The sequence below is a fragment of the Azospirillum sp. A29 genome (genome assembly GCF_042604625.1).
Taxonomy (GTDB): Bacteria; Pseudomonadota; Alphaproteobacteria; order Azospirillales; family Azospirillaceae; genus Azospirillum; species Azospirillum palustre.
Genome location: NZ_CP170466.1, coordinates 700,956 through 718,431, shown reverse-complemented (window position 1 = coordinate 718,431; position 17,476 = coordinate 700,956). Strand labels below are relative to the sequence as shown.

Here is a 17,476-nt window from a genome sequence, read left to right as displayed (position 1 = left end):
GGAGGACGCCGGTGTCGGAAGAAGCTGACGAGTCCTCCAAAACAGAAGACCCGACGGGAAAAAAGCTCGACGAGGCCCACAGACAGGGCCAGTTCGCGATGACCCGCGAGGCCGCGAACTGGTTGATGGTCGCGGCGATGCTGGTGGTTCTGGTCTCCATCCTGCCCGGCACCTTGAAGGGGCTGGTCTTCCGCCTGAACTATTATTTCGAGAACCTGGACCGCATCACCTTCGACCGGGCCGGCGTCGGCGCGCTGCTGTTCCGGGTGATGAGCGACGCCATGTGGGCGCTGTGGCTGCCCATCCTGCTGTTCGTGGTGGCCGGCGTCCTGTCGACCATCGGGCAGACCGGCTTCCATGTCTCGTGGGAGCTGATCTCGCCGAAGTTCGGCAAGCTGAACCCGCTGCCCGGCCTGATGAACATGTTCAAGGCCAACCAGGGCGTGGAGCTGCTGAAAAGCATTGTCAAGCTGGGGGTGGTCGGCGGCGTCGCCTATATGGCGCTGGTGCCGATGTTCGGCGGCATCGAGGCCTATATCGGCATCGACATCGTCGCCATGCTGCTGCAGATGGACGGGCTGGCCCATCGCCTGCTGGTCTGGGTTCTCGTCGTCCTGACCTTCATCGCCGCCGGCGACTTCCTGTGGCAGAAGCAGCAGTTCGACAAGAAGATGAAGATGACCAAGCAGGAGGTGAAGGACGAGCACAAGCAGCAGGAAGGCGACCCCGTGGTCAAGGGCCGCATCCGACAGATCCGGTTCGAACGCGCGCGCAAGCGCATGATGGCCGCGGTGCCGAACGCCGACGTGGTGGTCACCAACCCGACCCACTTTGCGGTTGCGCTGAAATACGATCCGACCCAGATGGGGGCGCCGATGGTGCTGGCGAAGGGCGTGGATCAGGTCGCCTTCAAGATTCGCGAGATCGCCGAATCGAACAATGTGCCGGTCATAGAAAACCCGCCCCTTGCCCGTGCGCTCTATGCCGCTTGCGATATCGACGCGGAAGTGCCATCCGAGCATTATCGGGCGGTCGCCGAAGTCATCACCTATGTCTTCAAGCTGAAAGGGCGGTCGCTGCGCAACTGATCCGGGTGCAACCGCTATGGGCGCAACGGATCCGGCCCTGTGATGGTTGATGGGATCGGCTGGATCGGCCGGCCATCGCAGGTGGTGTGACGGGCAAGTGCGGACCGGGGCATTTCCCGGCCGGACCGTGTGGGGTTTGGAGTATTGGTGGACGACACAACTTCCCTTTCCGACAGCGCGCGCAATGCTGTGAACCGCAAGGCTTCGTCCGGCGGGGTGTTGATGCTGGTCCAATATGCGCTGGCGCCGGCCGGACTGCTGGTGCTGGCCGCCGGACTGCTGTTGGAGCGCGATGCGGTCGGCTGGCTGGGGGCGGCGCTGGTGGCCTTGGGCGTCGCCCTGCTGATCGCCCGCAGCGTGTCGGTGGTGCGGCGGTCGGCCCACGTCGGCGCGCTTCTCGGCGGTGCGCTGGAAGGGATGCCGGCCGGACAGCTGGTCTGCGACGGAACCGACGATGTGGTGTTCGTCAACGCCGCCTTCCGCGAGCTGGCGGGCTGGCGCCGCGGCGAACGGCCGCTGGACGCCCTGGCCCGCCAATTCTCCGGCGACCCCGACAGCGCGCGCGAATTCCGCCGCCTGCGCGAACGGGTGAAGGCAGGCGGCGCCGCCTCGGCCGAGCTGGCGATCCCGGCGCTGGACGGCCACCCGCCGGAATGGCGCAAGGTGCAGGGCCAGCCGGTGGCCGGCTTCCCCGGCTCCGTCCACTGGCGGATCGAGGACATCACCGCCCGGCGCGAGCTGGAGCATGTCATGCTGCGCGAGCAGGCCAAGCTCGCCGACTTCATGGAACATGCGCCGGTCGGCTTCTTCTCGGTCGATCAGAACGGCCATTTCCTGTTCGTGAACGCCACCCTGGCGCAATGGCTGGAGGCGGCCCCCGGCGACCTGACCGACGGTGAGTCGCAGCTGCACGGCATCCTGGCGGCGCCGCCGGTTTCGGCCGCCCCCTACGACCTGTTCGACCATGGCGGCGGCGAGCAGCGCGGCGAGCTGACCATGGTGGGTCTGCGCAGCCGGCGGTTCCAGGTCGCGGTGGCGCAGAGCGTGGTGCATGCCGACGACGGCACCATCCACACCCGCTCGGTGGTGCGCGACCTGTCCCCGGAACGGGAATGGCAGGAGGCGCTGCGTCAGTCCGAGCAGCGGTTCCAGCGCTTCTTCGAGGATGCGCCCATCGGCATCGCGCTCGTCGACGAGACCGGGCAGCTGACCGAATGCAACGAGGCCTTCCTGGCGCTGATCGGCAGCGAGACCGGCAGCGTCATCAACCGCCCGATGGCCGACCTGATCGTTCCGGCGGAGCGCGAGGCGGTGATCGCCCGGCTGCGGGCGGTGCAGGGCGGCGCCGACCCGGCCCACCCGCTGGAGGTCCGGCTGTCCGGCGGGCGCGAGCTGACCGCCCAGCTCTATGCCCGGCGCCTCGCCAACCCGGTGCGGACGGATGGCCGTGGCGATGGCCGTGCGGATGGTGCCAGGGGCGATGGCGGCAGGGGGGACGGGGTGGGCCTGATCCTGCACTTTATCGACATGACCGAGCGCAAGAGCCTGGAGGCCCAGTTCGCTCAGTCGCAAAAGATGCAGGCGGTCGGCCAGCTGGCCGGCGGCGTGGCGCACGACTTCAACAACCTGCTGACGGCGATGATCGGTTTCTGCGACCTGCTGCTGCTGCGGCACAAGCCGGGCGACCAGTCTTTCAGCGACATCATGCAGATCAAGCAGAACGCCAACCGCGCCGCCAACCTCGTGCGGCAGCTGCTGGCCTTCTCGCGCCAGCAGACCCTGCAGCCGCGCGTCATCAACGTGACCGACGTGCTGGCGGAGCTGGCGAACCTGCTGCGCCGGCTGATCGGCGAGAACATCGAGCTGAAGATGATCCATGGCCGCGACCTGGGGCTGGTCAAGGTCGACCAGAACCAGCTGGAGCAGGTCATCATCAATCTGGTGGTCAATGCCCGCGACGCCATGGCCGGCGGCGGCAAGCTGATCGTCAACACCACCAATTACGTCGTCAGCCAGCCGGAACGGCGGGAGCACGAGACGGTGCCCGCCGGCAGCTACGTCTCCATCGAGGTGATCGACACCGGCTGCGGCATCGCGCGGGAGAATCTCCAGCGCATCTTCGAGCCCTTCTATACGACCAAGGAGGTCGGATCGGGCACCGGGCTCGGCCTGTCGACGGTCTACGGCATCGTGCGTCAGACCGGCGGCTTCGTGCTGGTCGATTCGGCGGTGGGGGAGGGAACCACCTTCACCATCCTGCTGCCGCACCACCAGGGCGAGCTGCGCCCGGTCGATACGGCGGAGCCGCGCGAGCGGCGCGGCAGCGACCTGACCGGCACCGGCATCATCCTGCTGGTGGAGGACGAGGACGCGGTGCGCGTCTTCTCCGCCCGTGCGCTGCGCAACAAGGGCTATCAGGTGCTGGAGGCCAAGAACGGCGAGGCGGCCTTGCAGCAGATCGAGAGCAACGGCGCCTCCATCGACCTGCTGATCACCGACGTGGTGATGCCGCAGATGGACGGCCCGACGCTGGCCCGCCATGTCCGCAGGCTGCGCCCGGAGATGCGGGTCATCTTCATCTCCGGCTATGCCGAGGACCGGCTGGGCGAGATCGACGGCGTCGAAGTCGCCCATTTCCTGCCCAAGCCCTTCTCGCTGAAGCAGCTGGCTTCCAAGGTGAAGGAGGTCATCCGCGACGGGCGCTAGGGGGGCGGTGACGGGCAGGCGGAGGAGCGAATTCGTTCGCGAAAACGAGCCCGGATAACCCCGGTAAAATAGGAACGCACAGGCAACATCGGCGCTTGCAAACAAGAACGAAGAGAGTACATTCAGCCTCGTTGCAAGAGCGCCGACCGTGTGTTCTAAGAGAGGGGTACCGGGCATGTCGTCCGCACAGCTTCGTTTGGTCGAGAAGGATTCCATGGACAAGCAGAAGGCGCTCGATGCCGCCCTGAGCCAGATCGAACGCGCGTTCGGCAAGGGCTCGATCATGAAGCTCGGCGCCAAGGAGAACCTGGTCGAGACGGAGGTGATTTCCACCGGCTCGCTCGGTCTCGACATCGCGCTGGGCATCGGCGGCCTGCCGAAGGGCCGCATCGTCGAAATCTACGGGCCGGAAAGCTCGGGCAAGACCACGCTGGCCCTGCACGCCATCGCCCAGGCCCAGAGGGCCGGCGGCACCTGCGCCTTCGTCGATGCGGAGCACGCGCTCGACCCGTCCTATGCCCGCAAGCTGGGCGTCAACATCGACGAGCTGCTGATCTCCCAGCCGGATGCCGGCGAGCAGGCGCTGGAGATCGCCGACACGCTGGTGCGCTCCGGCGCCATCGACGTGCTGGTGGTCGACTCGGTCGCGGCGCTGGTGCCGCGCGCCGAACTGGAAGGCGAGATGGGCGACAGCCATGTCGGCCTGCACGCCCGCCTGATGAGCCAGGCCCTGCGCAAGCTGACCGGCTCGATCTCCAAGTCGAACTGCCTGGTGATCTTCATCAACCAGATCCGCCTGAAGATCGGCGTGATGTTCGGCAACCCGGAGACGACGACCGGCGGCAACGCGCTGAAGTTCTACGCCTCGGTCCGTCTCGACATCCGCCGCATCGGCGCGATCAAGGACCGCGACGCCGTCGTCGGCAACCAGACGCGCGTCAAGGTGGTGAAGAACAAGATGGCCCCGCCGTTCCGCGTGGTCGAGTTCGACATCATGTATGGCGAGGGCGTCTCGAAGGTCGGCGAGCTGCTCGACCTCGGCATCCAGGCAAGCGTGGTGGACAAGTCGGGTGCATGGTTCAGCTATGACGGCACCCGCATCGGCCAGGGCCGCGAGAACGCCAAGACCTATCTGCGCAACAACCCGGAGATGGCCGACGCCATCGAGGCCAAGATCCGCGGCAACGCCGGTCTGGTCGCCGATGCGATGATGGGCACCCCGGAAGCCGACGGCGAAGCCTCCACGCCGGAGTAAAGCATCGGATGGGTCCGGAAGCCCGCCGCCTGAGAGGGCGGCGGGCTTTTTTTTGGCCGCAGAAATTGGCAGTAGAAATCAATGACAGATCAAAGGTTTGCGAAGGAAAGCAGATGATCAATCTGATTGCGGAAACGACGGCGCTGCCTCAGGCGTGGAGATCCCGGATCATTGGCAAGATCGCCGACGCCAATCTGAAAATCATCCGCATGGATGAGGCGGGCATTCCACCGGAAAGCCATGCCGAATTTGACGAGGCGCTTTTCGTTCTGGAAGGCAACATGACGCTGGACGTCGAGGGCGAGTTGATCGACATGGCGGCGGGCGATTTTTTCGTCGTCCCGGCGGGCAAAAGCCATCGCGTCCTGGAAGGAAGCCGAGGCGTCCTGTTCCTGGTCGATGCGGAATAGGGCCCGATCACGAGTCGTGAGAACCGGCTCTGCTACACATCCATCACCATATGCGGCCGGAACGCGCCCTCCAGCGTCAGCAGCAGATGCAGGTAGACCGCCACCTTGCGCGCGCGGTCGGTGTTGCGGGAAAGGCAGTCGCGCAGCTGTTCGGCCATCCGGGCGGTTTCCGCATCCTGCTCCGGCGCTGCGGCGGTGACCGCCTGGACGATGTGTTCGGGATCGACCGGGATCGGCGCCGCCCGGTCCTTCAGCAGGGCCTCGGCCAGTGCCTCCTCGTCATGGGGAACCGACGGCGCCGCGTTCGGCTTGGCAGGGGTGCTTCGGGACAGATGGTTGCGGAGGCTGTCCTTCAGCCGGCTGCGCTGCCGGTCGTCCAGCCCGTCGAACTGGTCGACCTCATCGAACAGCAGATCGTAGAGGCGGCGGCGCTGCGGGTTCGGCGGGCTCTGCTCGCGCCGCTCCTGCTCACGCTCCTGCTGTTCCCGCCGCGGGTTGCGGCGGTGGTTGCGGTCGGTGGCGCTGCCGGTCCGCTCGACGCCCGCGGTGGTGCGGACGCTGAACTCCGGTGGGCCGATGCCGCGTCCGGAGGTGAGATTGCCGGACATGAGCCGCCTCCCAGGGAACCGCCCCGTCAGCGATCAAGTCTGGCAGAGCCGGCGCTTCCTTCCAAGCCGAAGCGCCGGCCTATGACCATCAGTCACCGGCGCCGGCCACCGCATTGTCGGCCGGTTGCGGCTTGTTCCTGCCGAATCCCAGCGTCGGGAAGACGTTGATCAGCGCGGTGATGAAGGCGGCCAGATAGGGCAGCGACTGAACCACCAGCAGGCCCGACCACATGAAGGCGTCGCGGTTCTCGTGGCCGAAGACCATGACGATGGCGAGCGCCGCGCCCCACAGCGACACCAGCAGAACCAGTTCCTCCCGCGCCATCAGGAAGGCCTGCATCAGCGCCGGCTGGTTCTCGCACTTCGGCGTGCGGACGAAGGGACGGCCGGAGGTGAAGATGCCGAGCCACATGGCGCGGCCGACCGTGTGGGTCAGCGCCATGCCGGCCACCGCCGCGCCGACCTTGTCCCAGAAGCCGCACTTCACCCGCGCCTCGTAGAGCCAGAGCGAGGCGCCGACCTTGAAGGCGAAGACGCTGAGCGTCGGGATCATGAAGACGTTGGGCGGGAACTCGAAATATTTCGGGAAGGCCATCAGCCCGATGGACCACAGGATGCCGGCGATGCCGAACACCATGTGGGCGGCGTCGGCGAACCATGGCAGCCAGCCGGTGATGAAGTGGTATTTCTGGCCGGCGGTCAGCTCCTTGGCGCCGGGCGACAGCTGGCGCCAATGATGCTTCAGGATCTGCACCGCGCCATAGGCCCAGCGGAAGCGCTGCGTCTTGTAGGCGGAGAAGCTGTCGGGCACGAGGCCCTTGCCGTAGCTTTCCGGCATGTAGACGGCCTCATAGCCATGCTCGAACAGGCGCAGGCCGAGGTCGGCATCCTCGGTGATGCACCATTCGCCCCAGCGGCCGACCTTTTCCAGGGCCGACTTGCGGATGATGGTCATGGTGCCGTGCTGGATGATGGCGTTGCGCTCGTTGCGCTGGATCATGCCGATGTGGAAGAAGCCGGCATATTCCCAGTTGGTCATGCGCTGGAACAGGTCGTGTTCCCACTCGCGATAATCCTGCGGCGACTGGACGAAGCCGACCTCCGGCCGGTTGAAGTGCGGGATGGTCGCCTTCAGCCAGTCCGGGTGGACCTGATAGTCGCTGTCGATGACGGCGATGTGCTCGGCATCCGGGGCAGTCTGCGCCAGACCGAAGTTCAGCGCGCCGGCCTTGAAGCCCGGCCAGTTGTCGAGGTGGAAGAAGCGGAACTTCGGCCCCAGCTTCCGGCAATACTCCTCAATCGGCCGCCAGACCGCCGGATCCTTGGTGTTGTTGTCCAGCAGCAGGACTTCGTAGTTCGGGTAATCGAGGTTCGCCAGCGCGTCCAGCGTCTGCATGACCATGTGCGGCGGCTCGTTGTAGCAGGGCACATGGATCGACACCTTCGCCGCGTTGGGCAGCGGGGCGGCGGAGCAGGGGATGAACTTGCGCTTGAACTTGTGCTGCCAGACGACCTCGGTCAGCTCCATGCCGTCGATCAGCATGACCGCGAACAGCACCAGCTGACAGAAGATCAGCAGGCCCCAGGCGATTTCGGTGGTGAGTGCCAAGCCGGCGGCCGAGGCGGCGCTGACGGTGAAGACCAGCACGGAGGCGACCGCCTGGATCAGCCCGCCGTAGAAGATCTGGCCGCCGATCTTCAGGTCGCTGCGGCGCCACAGGAAGAACACCAGCGGCAGGAAGCCCAGCGCCACGGCGGTGGCGCACTTGATCTCCCAGTTGCGGACTTCGTTCACCCCGCCGATCATCGGGAATTTCGGGTTGCGCTGATAGTCCCACAGGCCCCAGCTGGTGCCCGCCGTGCCTTCGATCTCCCGCTTCCAGGGCTGGTCGAAGGCCTCCATGATGAAGTAGTCGAGCTTGTTCTGGGCGGCGACGTTCAGGAAGTTGCGGATGAACTTGGCCTGATTGACTTGGCTCGCCTCGGCGCCGCGGCGCCACGGGCCGTCGGCCGGCCAGCCGATCTCGCCGATCAGGATGTGCTTGTTGGGGAACTTCGCCTTCAGCTCGTTGTAGCGGAACATGGCGTAATCGACCGACTGGTCGACCGGCACGCCTTCCCAGTAGGGCAGAAGATGGACGGCCAGGAAGTCGACCGCGTCGGCCAGTTCGGGGTTCTTCAGCCAGACGTGCCACGGCTCGGCGATGGAGACCGGGACGTTGACCTTCTTCTTCACCCGCTTGACGTACTCGATGGCCTGCGCGACCGTCAGGTCGGCGCGCAGGATCGCCTCGTTGCCGACCAGCACGCGGCGGACGTTGCTGTTGGCGCGGGCGAGCTTGATCAGGCCGGCCAGTTCGGGCTCGTCGATCTCCGGCTTGCCGGCGGTCCAGGCGCCGGCGGTCACCGGCAGGCCATGCTTGGCGGCGATGGCCGCCACCATTTCCGAGCCGTCGGTGGTCGAATAGGTTCTGACCGCCTTCACCGCGCCTTCCAGCGCCGTCATGTCCTTTTCGATGTCGTCGGCGGACGCCTTGTCGCCCTTCGACGGGCTCTTGTCCGAATGGAAGGGGGTGTAGGCGACGCCGGTGATGGCGCCGGCCCAGGACCGCTCGTCCACCGGACGGTTCCACAGCGCCCAGAAGGCGATGTTGCCGAGGATCACCAGGATCAGAACCGCAAAGGCCGATTTGCGCATGTGGGTCGTTCTCGCTCGCCGCACCAGAAAACATGGATACGGCCCGCGGAAATGGCGCAAGGGGATCGTTGCCGCCCCGACCATTGCCTCGGACCGAACTCTATAAACGTCCAACGAAAGCCGCTCGTGCCGTATGGCCGGCGCGCACGGCCTTCTATACAAGCTTCGCGGTTGGCCCGCCACTGCCGGCTACAACAGGGCAGCCTCCGGATTATTCCCGGATGATGCTTCCGGTCAGTGCCAGAGCGCCGGTGTCAGAAAGGAGTGGAGCATGTTTTCCCTTAACGAACGGCTACAGGCCGACACCTGTCCTGTGGCCGATCTGGAGCTTTGCCGGGTCCTGCTGATGAACAACCGGCTGTGGCCGTGGCTGATCCTCGTGCCGATGCGCGCGGGTGCGGTGGAAATCCACCGGCTGGACGACGGGGATCAGGCGACGCTGATGCGGGAGATCGCGCTGGCATCCCGCGTGGTGGAGCGGCTGTTCGCGCCGGACAAGATGAATGTCGGGACGTTGGGCAACATGGTGCCGCAGCTGCACGTCCATGTGATCGGGCGGACGCGCGGCGATCCGGCATGGCCGGGTCCGGTCTGGGGGTCCGGCCACGCCGAGCCCTACGAGCCGGCGGAGGCGGCGGCCCTGGCGCAACGGCTGGCCGACGCGCTGCTGGCCGACGCGCTGCGCGAGGAGGGATGACCGCCGGCCCGGTCGCGGGGCCGGGCCGGCGGGCAACAGGCGTTACAGCGTTTTCAGATATTCCACCAGATCCCAGCGCTCCTGCTCGGACAGACCACGGCCGATGATGCCGCTGCCGGCGACACCGGAACCGACGAACTGGTGCCCGACATTGGTGTTGCCGGGAATCTTGGTGTCCAGCGTGAAGGTGCCGTCGGCGCAGTCGGTCCGGTAGCCGACCTTCACCGGATCGAAGCTGCGCAGGCCGAGGCAGAAGCTTTTCGGCCGCTCTGCCAGCGGCGACAGCAGGTCGTAGAGCGTGGGGACCGAGCCGTTGTGCAGGTAGGGGCCGGCGGCCCAGATGCCATCCAGCGGACGGGCCTTGTAGCCGCCTTCCGCCTGCAGGCAGTTCGGACGGAAGCCGTTCATCTCCTCCCGCTTGGCGGGCGGGACCTTGTTCTCGTCATAGGCGGTCTCGGCCGTCTTCTGGACGACATAGCCCAGCGCCGCCGCGAAGCTGGTCTTGGTGACCGGCTCGCCCGGCTTGCCGTTGCACAGGCTGGCGGGATCGACCTTCAGGAAGGCGGGCAACTGCACCGTCCGGGTCTGCAAAATGTTGGCCTGGGCCGGATCGGTGCCGACATTGATCGGCGTGACCTTCAGGTAGCTCTGCTTGGCGGCGTTCGGCTTGGTCCAGTATTTCGCGTCCCAGAAGGCCGGGGTGTCGACCGGCGGAAGGTGGCAGCCCTGGCACAGCTCCTGGTACAGGCCGGCGCCGCGCGTCCGCTTGGCCTCATCGACGGTGCCCAGCACGGCTTGCGGCCATTTCGGCGCGGTCAGCCCCTGGAAGCCGGTCATGCTGCCGTCCGGCTTACGGGCCCGCGGGTTGGGACCGGCCAGCAGCTGTTCCATCCTGTAGAGGGTGTCGACCGGAACGGAGGAGGCATAGAGCTTGCGGTCCGGATTCGACAGGTTCACCCGCGCCGCCACGCCCATCGCCTCGCCGGCGTTGCGCACCATCGGCTGCATGATCGAGGCGTCGTACTGCACCCAGTCGAACCAAGAGGCGTTCCAGATGTGCGGATATTTCACCGGCGCCGTGATGGCGGCGACGTTGGTGAAGGGGTCGAACTCCACCTTGCCGTTCAGCAGGTCGTTGGTGAAGACGGTGTTGCCGATGCGGGTCAGCGCGTCCAGGCGGTTGAAGCCTTCGACGACCGCCGGATTGCCGCTCTGCGCCGCGCCGCGCTTCGCCAGGGCTTCCAGGGTGGTCAGCGTCTGCTCGAACTGCTCGCGCAGGGCGGCCGTCTGTTCGGCGGTGCGGTTCGGGCCGAGCACGCGGTCGGCGAAGCGGTCGAACCGGCCGGGCAGGACCTTGGTGTAGGCCAGCGAATAGCCGAGCGCCGCCGTCAGCGCATCGAGGTTGATGACGGCCGGCGCGCCGTCGATGCGCAGGCTGACCTCGTTATACTCGATATGGCCGGTGTGGCAGGCGGCGCAGGTCAGGCCGATCTGGTCGGGCAGCGGCGTGCCGGTCGTCGGGTCGACATAGCCCTTGGTGCGGGCGAAGCCGACCGGCAGGCCGTCCGGGTTGACCTCGTCCTCCGACTGGTTGTAGGCGGCCAGCACCGCCTTGGCCGAGCCGGGTTCCGCCCCGTAGCCGTAATCCCGCGCCGTGCCGCCGCCCAGCCGCTTCGGGCTGGGGATGAAGCCGAATCGTTGCAGGTACGATTCGTCCGCCAGCATCTTGGGCTCGCCGAAGACCCGGATGTCCGGCTGCTCCAGCGCCATGAACCAGGAATAGGAGATCGGGAAGGTCGAGGTGCCCTGGCTGGCGTGGTGGTACCAATAGCGCTCGCCGGGCTTCCAGTTCTGGTCGAGCCAGACCGCTTCCTTAACGGGGGTCGGTGTCGGCAGGGCCGGCGTACAGGCGCCGAGCAAAGTCAGCGGCAGCAGGCCGGCCGCCGCCACAATCGACAGGCGAGACGCATTCATGGGCGAAACCTTCACGCGCGGGGGTTGATGGTCAATGACCCCACTGTCGCTGTGATAAATAAGCCCGGGCAACAGAAAAATTGTATTTCTTTTCTACATGCAATTTTTGAAACCGGCCGGAACCGGCGGGCAGGGCGCGTGGTTATCAGGTCGGAACCGTTCGTGGGTTCAGCAAAAATCCGGAGACTGCCGCCATGGCCACCGAAGACCGCCCCGCTTCCCGCACCTCCGACGCCCCGTCCGACGCCGCCCAGCGGATCGAGGACAAGCTCGTTGATCGCACCGGCAAAGCGGCCGGCGACCCCGACAAGCCTGTCCAGAAGAAGTGGGAAGAGATGGGCGAGCGCGAGGAGATCGCCGAGCAAAGCCAGCGGGAGGGCGGCGGCGCCTGATCGACCGTCACCCGCCCCCGGCCAACCGAAGGCCGGTCCGGGGCGGGGGAGGGCAATCCCGTCCTACCGCTTCACCGTGCAGGTCAGCGCCAGCACGTCCGCCGCCTTGTCCAGATCGTCGGCGCGGACCAGCACATAGTCGGTGTTGTAGGTGGAGATCGCGAAGATCGGTAGATGGGCCTGGGCCAGCGGCACGGCGATGCGGGCCAGGATGCCGAACAGGCTGAAATCGACCACACCCTCCACCCGGAAGGCGCGCCAGCCGCGCTCGGCCTTCACCCCCTCGGGCACGCGCTCCTCCCGGCAGAGGATCGACAGTTCCTCCCCCGTGCGGGTGGCGCCGACCAGCGGGTCGGTCCAGTCGAGCCAGTCCGGCAGGCCGCTGCCCGGCGGCAGCTGTGCCACCGCCAGACGGTCGGGCAGGATCGACAGGGTCAGACCGGTCTGCTCCCGCACCAGCGCGGCGGTCAGCGTCGCCTCGTCCACCTCGAAGGGTTTCAGGATGCGGCGGGCGCGGGCGGCCAGAGACGGCACGCCGGAGCGCATGGCGCGGCCCAGCATCTCCGCCGAGGTTGCGCGCAGCCCGGCATCCGATTCGGCCAGATCGACCACCGCCTGCAACGCGCTGGTCTGGACGATGCGGCTGGGGCTGTTCTCGAACCAGTCGGCCAGCAGGACGGCGGCGCGGTGGCGCTGCTCCTCCGTCATCGTCAGGCGCGGCACGATCTGGGCGATGTGCCAGCGCACCTCCGCCTGCTCGATGGCGACGGCATCGGTCAGCAGATGCTCGACATAGGGGTCGAGCCAGCCGGCATTGCCGCGCGACACCCGTTCCAGCGCGTCGGCGGCGCGCATGCGCACGCTGGCGTTGCGGTCGAACAGGCAGCCGACCAGCTCCGCCAGCTTGCCGCGGTCGGCCGACACCTCGTCGGCGACGGACGGGGCGTCGCCCATCGCACGCCGGTCGCCGATGGCCAGACGGCGGGCCAGCGACGCGTTGCGGATCAGTTCATCCATCTCAGCGCCGCCCGGTCGGACGGCCGAAGCGCGACGGCGCGCCGAACCGCGAGGCGATCTTGGCCCCGGTCGGCTTCGGCGGCGGTGGGGGAGGGGGCGGCGGCGGGGTCTCGCCGCGCGGCACGCCGCCGCCTGACGCCATCTCCGCCAGATCCTTGACCAGCTTCTGCACGCTGCGCACGCGGGCCTGCGGATCGGGCCATTCGCGGATATAGACCAGCTTGTGGTCGGGCCGCAGCTTCATCAGCGTCAGGTGCTGGGCGATGTAGGTCAGCAGCTTGGCGGGCTCGGCATAGAAATTGTCGTGGAAGGCCAGCACCAGCCCCTTCGGCCCGGCATCGACGCGGTCGATGTTGGCCTGTTTGCACCAGCGCTTGATGGTGACGACGTCGAGCAGGTTCTCGACCTCCTCCGGCAGCTTGCCGAAGCGGTCGATCAGCTCGGCGGCGAAGCCGTCCACCTCCGCCCGGTCGACCAGATCGGCGATGCGGCGGTAGAGCGACAGCCGCACCGTCAGGTCGGGGACGTAGCTTTCCGGGATCAGCACCGGCGTGCCCAGGTTGATCTGCGGCACCCATTCCTGCGCCGCCGCGGCGGCGACCGCGCCCTCCTGCATCGAGGCCCGCGCGCTGGCGACGGCCTCCTCCAGCATCTGCTGGTAAAGCTCGACGCCGACCTCGCGCACCTGACCCGACTGCTCCTCGCCCAGCAGGTTGCCGGCGCCGCGGATGTCCATGTCGTGGCTGGCGAGCTGGAAGCCGGCGCCCAGGCTGTCCAGCGTTTCGATGACGTGCAGGCGCTGCTGGGCGGTGCCGCTCAGCGGCTTGTTCGGGGCATAGGTCAGATAGGCGTAACCGCGCTTCTTCGACCGGCCGACGCGGCCGCGGATCTGGTAGAGCTGGGCCAGCCCGAACAGGTCGGCGCGGTGGACGATCAGCGTGTTGGCGTTGGGAATGTCCAGGCCGCTTTCGATGATGTTGGTGGCGAGCAGCACCTCGAACTTGCCCTCGTCGAAGGCGGTCATCACGTCTTCCAGCTCGCTGGCCGGCATCTGGCCGTGGGCGGTGACGACCTTGACCTCCGGCACCAGCTCGCGCACCCGCTCGGCCACCTTCGCCAGATCCTCGACGCGCGGGCAGACATAGAAGGACTGGCCGCCGCGGTAATGCTCGCGCAGGATCGCCTCGCGGATCACCACCGGATCGTAGGGCAGGACGAAGGTGCGCACCGCCAGCCGGTCGACCGGCGGCGTCGCGATCAGCGACAGCTCGCGCACGCCGGACAGCGCCATCTGGAGCGTGCGCGGGATCGGCGTGGCGGTCAGCGTCAGCACATGGATGTCGGCGCGCAACTCCTTCAGCCGCTCCTTCTGCTTCACGCCGAAATGCTGCTCCTCGTCGACGATGACCATGCCGAGCCGCTTGAAGTCGAGCCCCTTGGCGAGCAGGGCATGGGTGCCGACGACGATGTCGGCCGTGCCCTCCGCCAGCTCCTTCTTGACCAGCGTCTGTTCGCGCGCGGTGACCATGCGCGACAGCTGCACGACGCGCACCGGCAGCCCGTTGAAGCGGGTCGAGAAGGTGCGGAAATGCTGGCGGGCGAGCAGGGTGGTCGGCACCACGACGGCGACCTGCTTGCCGCTCATCGCCACCATGAAGGCGGCGCGCAGCGCAACCTCGGTCTTGCCGAAGCCGACGTCGCCGCAGACCAGACGGTCCATCGGCCGGCCGCTGCCGAGATCGGTGAAGATGTCCTCGATGGCCTTCAGCTGGTCGTCGGTCTCGGGGTAGGGGAAGCGGGCGGCGAACTCCTGATAGACGCCCTCCGGGGTCAGCACCGGATCGGCCTTCTTCAGCATCCGTTCGGCCGCGATCTTCAGCAGGGCTTCCGCCATGTCCTTCAGGCGCTTCTTGACCCTGGCCTTGCGGCCCTGCCAGCCGGCGCCGCCCAGCTTGTCGAGCTGGACATTGGCGTCCTCGGAGCCGTAGCGCGACAGCACCTCGATGTTCTCGACCGGGACATACAGCTTGTCGCCGCCCTCGTAGATCAGGCGCAGGCAGTCGTGCGGCGCGCCGGTGACGTCCAGCGTCTCCAGCCCATCGTAGCGGCCGATGCCGTGGTCCATATGGACGACGATGTCGCCCTCATGCAGGGCCGAATGCTCGGCGATGAAGTTGGCGGCCTTGCGCTTCTTCTTCTGCGGGCGGACCAGACGGTCGCCCAGTATGTCCTGCTCGGTGATGACGGCGAGGTCGGCGGAAATGAAGCCGTGCTCCATCCCCAGCACGATGGTGCCGATGATGCCGCGGTCGAAGCGGCGGACATCCTCCATGTGCTCCGCCGGCTCCAGGCCGGGGATGCCGTGGTCGGCCAGCACGTTGGACAGGCGGTCGCGCGAGCCGGCGGAATAGCCGGCGATCAGCACGCGGCGCCCGTCGGCGCGCAGCGCCCGGATGTGGTCCTTCACCGCGTCGAAGACGTTCACGTCGGGGCGGTTGCGCTCCTCGGCGAAGTCATGGCCGCGCTTGCCGCCGGCATCGACCGTTCCCTTGATGCCGGGGGGCGTCGAGAAAATCTGGAGCTGCGCCACCGCGCGCTCGGCCAGCAACGCATCCCAGCCGGCGGCGTCGATGAACATCGAGGCGACCGGCACCGGCTTGTAGACCGGGGAGCCCGCCCGCTTCTCGATGGTCATCATGCCGTCGCGCGAGGCGTGGAAATCCACCACCTGGGCGATGCGGGCGTCGCGCGCCTCGTTGGCCTGATGGTCCAGGCTGACGATGCCGCGCGGCAGATAGTCCAGCACCGTGTCCATGCTCTCATGGAACAGCGGCAGCCAATGCTCCATGCCGCCATAGCTGCGCCCGGCGGAGATCGCCTCATAGAGCGGGTCGTCGTCGGTCACCGCGCCGAACAGCTCGCGGTAGCCGGAGCGGAAACGGGCGATCCCCGCCTCGTCGAGGAAGACTTCCGACATCGGCTTCAGCTCGACGCTGTCGCGCTTGTCGGTGGTGCGCTGGGTCATCGGATCGAAGGCGCGCACGCCCTCCAGCTCGTCACCGAACAGGTCGAGGCGCAGCGGCTCCTCGGTGCCGGGCGGGAACAGGTCGACGATGCCGCCGCGCACGGCGAACTCGCCGGGCTCCCGCACCGTCTGGGCGCGGGTGTAGCCGTTGCCGGCGAGGTAGCGTTGCAGCTTCTCCAGGTCGATCCGGTCGCGCAGTTTGGCCGAGAACACCGCGTTCTTGAAGGCGCTGCGCGGCGGAACCTTCTGCACCACGGCGTTGACCGTGGTCAGCACGATCAGCGGCGTCAGACCGTCGCGATTCGCCGCCGCGTCGCGCCGGGCGATCAGGCGCGTCAGCGTGTCGATGCGCCGGGCGACGATGCCGCCGTTCGGCGACACCCGGTCATAGGGCAGGCAGTCCCAGGCCGGGAAGGTCAGAACCTCCAGCTTCGGCGCGAAGAAGGCCAGCGCCTCCGCCAGCAGGGCGCAGCGCGTGTCGTCCAGCGCCACATGCAGCAGGCCATAGCCGCCGGCCTTCTGCGCAAGCTCCGCCAGGATGCGGGCGTCATGACCCTCGGGCGCGCCGCCGATCAGGAGTCGGCCGGCGCGGCCGGGCTGGAGATCGAAACTGACCAAAGGAGGATGCCTCGGAGATACGGGGACGGTCTGGAAACGTCGGGAGCCTTGACCCGGCTCCGTCAGGAGCCTTGACGTGGTGTGTAACGGAACGCCGTCAACAGGCGCATCACATCGGAGTCATGCTCCGCCGGGACCGGCTCGCGCCCCGACATCCAGTCGTAGAGGTCGGGATCGCCAAGCTCCAGCAACGCTTCGAAGCGGTCGAGCATGGCGTGGTCGAAGTCGCCGACATGGGCGTCGGCGAAGCTGCCCATCAGCAAATCCATTTCGCGCGTGCCGCGGTGCCAGGAGCGGAAGCGCAGCCGCTTGCGCCGGTTTTCAAGCGATTCGGCCTTCTCGGGAGCCGGTGCCTTGGAAGCCGTGTGGGGGCCGTTTTCGGTCATTGCTGTCCAACGTCGAAAGCCCCCAGCGCCACCAGCGGCGAAGGGGGGAACCATTCAGGAACCCCATCCTGCACGGGCCGGCGTGGCGATGCAACATTCGCCGCCCGTCTTGACCTGATGGGTGGGCTGTCCTATCTGCGGTCTGGCCCGCGGGGACGACCCCGCCGATTGCAGTGGCAAACCGGGTGGGGACGACCCCGCCATTCCAGGACGGAGGTACCGTCATGGCGTGGGTCACGCTGTTCTTCGCCGGTCTTTTCGAAATCGGTTGGGCCATTGGCCTGAAATACACCGAAGGCTTCACCCGTCTGGTCCCCAGCGTGCTCACCGCGGCGGCGATGCTGGCAAGCATCCTGCTGCTGGGGGCGGCGCTGAAGACCCTGCCGCTCGGCACCGCCTATGCGGTGTGGACCGGGATCGGCACGGTCGGCACCGCCCTGCTCGGCATGATGCTGTTCGGCGAACCCGCCGGCGCGCTGCGGCTGCTGTGCATCGCGGCAATCGTCGGCGGGATCATCGGGTTGAAGCTGCTGCACGGCTGAGGAGCGGCGGGGGGCGGCATCTGGCCACCGCCACGGGATCTGGCTATAGCTGGGCCAGCC

The 17,476-nt window shown here is 67.3% G+C and carries 13 protein-coding genes; 7 read left to right on the top strand and 6 right to left on the bottom strand.

The annotated features are described in order from the left end of the window. Positions 1–11: 11 nt before the first annotated feature. The 4 genes from flhB to ABNQ38_RS18220 all read left to right on the top strand — a co-directional run bounded on the left by flhB (position 12) and on the right by ABNQ38_RS18220 (position 5,459). Complete coding sequence (gene flhB / locus ABNQ38_RS18235; RefSeq protein WP_377809616.1) at positions 12–1,088, top strand: flagellar biosynthesis protein FlhB; 1,077 nt, start codon at positions 12–14, stop codon at positions 1,086–1,088. Positions 1,089–1,235: 147 nt separating this feature from the next. Further along, positions 1,236–3,794: an ATP-binding protein gene (locus ABNQ38_RS18230; protein WP_377809615.1), complete on the top strand. Its 2,559-nt coding sequence runs from the start codon at positions 1,236–1,238 to the stop codon at positions 3,792–3,794. Positions 3,795–3,969: 175 nt separating this feature from the next. Next, positions 3,970–5,049: a recombinase RecA gene (gene recA / locus ABNQ38_RS18225; RefSeq protein WP_377809614.1), complete on the top strand. Its 1,080-nt coding sequence runs from the start codon at positions 3,970–3,972 to the stop codon at positions 5,047–5,049. 113 nt (positions 5,050–5,162) lie between these two features. Continuing rightward, positions 5,163–5,459 carry a cupin domain-containing protein gene (locus ABNQ38_RS18220; protein WP_377809613.1) on the top strand — a complete coding sequence of 99 codons (297 nt, stop codon included), beginning with the start codon at positions 5,163–5,165 and terminating at the stop codon, positions 5,457–5,459. Between the two features lie 32 nt (positions 5,460–5,491). Here the strand turns inward: ABNQ38_RS18220 and ABNQ38_RS18215 are convergent, their stop codons facing one another. Continuing rightward, positions 5,492–6,067 carry a hypothetical protein gene (locus ABNQ38_RS18215; RefSeq protein ID WP_377809612.1) on the bottom strand — a complete coding sequence of 192 codons (576 nt, stop codon included), beginning with the start codon at positions 6,065–6,067 and terminating at the stop codon, positions 5,492–5,494. 88 nt (positions 6,068–6,155) lie between these two features. Further along, positions 6,156–8,765 (bottom strand): glycosyltransferase family 2 protein, encoded by a 2,610-nt coding sequence (locus ABNQ38_RS18210; protein WP_377809611.1) that lies wholly within the window; start codon positions 8,763–8,765, stop codon positions 6,156–6,158. 271 nt (positions 8,766–9,036) lie between these two features. Here ABNQ38_RS18210 and ABNQ38_RS18205 point away from each other — a divergent pair, with 271 nt between their 5' ends. Further along, a complete protein-coding gene (locus tag ABNQ38_RS18205; RefSeq protein ID WP_377809610.1) occupies positions 9,037–9,462 on the top strand; it encodes an HIT domain-containing protein in 426 nt (141 codons plus the stop codon). A gap of 42 nt (positions 9,463–9,504) precedes the next feature. On the opposite strand, the gene ABNQ38_RS18200 is transcribed toward ABNQ38_RS18205, so the two are convergent. Beyond that, on the bottom strand, positions 9,505–11,436 hold the full coding sequence (locus ABNQ38_RS18200) for a di-heme-cytochrome C peroxidase (RefSeq protein ID WP_377809609.1): 1,932 nt from the start codon (positions 11,434–11,436) through the stop codon (positions 9,505–9,507). 194 nt (positions 11,437–11,630) lie between these two features. Here ABNQ38_RS18200 and ABNQ38_RS18195 point away from each other — a divergent pair, with 194 nt between their 5' ends. Continuing rightward, positions 11,631–11,828 (top strand): hypothetical protein, encoded by a 198-nt coding sequence (locus ABNQ38_RS18195; RefSeq protein WP_377809608.1) that lies wholly within the window; start codon positions 11,631–11,633, stop codon positions 11,826–11,828. Between the two features lie 63 nt (positions 11,829–11,891). Here the strand turns inward: ABNQ38_RS18195 and ABNQ38_RS18190 are convergent, their stop codons facing one another. The 3 genes from ABNQ38_RS18190 to ABNQ38_RS18180 all read right to left on the bottom strand — a co-directional run bounded on the left by ABNQ38_RS18190 (position 11,892) and on the right by ABNQ38_RS18180 (position 16,874). After that, positions 11,892–12,374, bottom strand: a complete 483-nt coding sequence (locus ABNQ38_RS18190; protein ID WP_377810095.1) for an ACT domain-containing protein — start codon at positions 12,372–12,374, stop codon at positions 11,892–11,894. A 472-nt stretch (positions 12,375–12,846) separates the two neighbouring features. Continuing rightward, positions 12,847–16,488 (bottom strand): transcription-repair coupling factor, encoded by a 3,642-nt coding sequence (mfd, locus tag ABNQ38_RS18185; RefSeq protein ID WP_377809607.1) that lies wholly within the window; start codon positions 16,486–16,488, stop codon positions 12,847–12,849. A 62-nt stretch (positions 16,489–16,550) separates the two neighbouring features. Further along, positions 16,551–16,874: a succinate dehydrogenase assembly factor 2 gene (locus ABNQ38_RS18180; RefSeq protein ID WP_377809606.1), complete on the bottom strand. Its 324-nt coding sequence runs from the start codon at positions 16,872–16,874 to the stop codon at positions 16,551–16,553. A 224-nt stretch (positions 16,875–17,098) separates the two neighbouring features. Between ABNQ38_RS18180 and sugE the strand changes: the two genes are divergently transcribed. After that, complete coding sequence (sugE, locus tag ABNQ38_RS18175) at positions 17,099–17,416, top strand: quaternary ammonium compound efflux SMR transporter SugE (RefSeq protein ID WP_377809605.1); 318 nt, start codon at positions 17,099–17,101, stop codon at positions 17,414–17,416. Positions 17,417–17,476 lie beyond the last annotated feature (60 nt).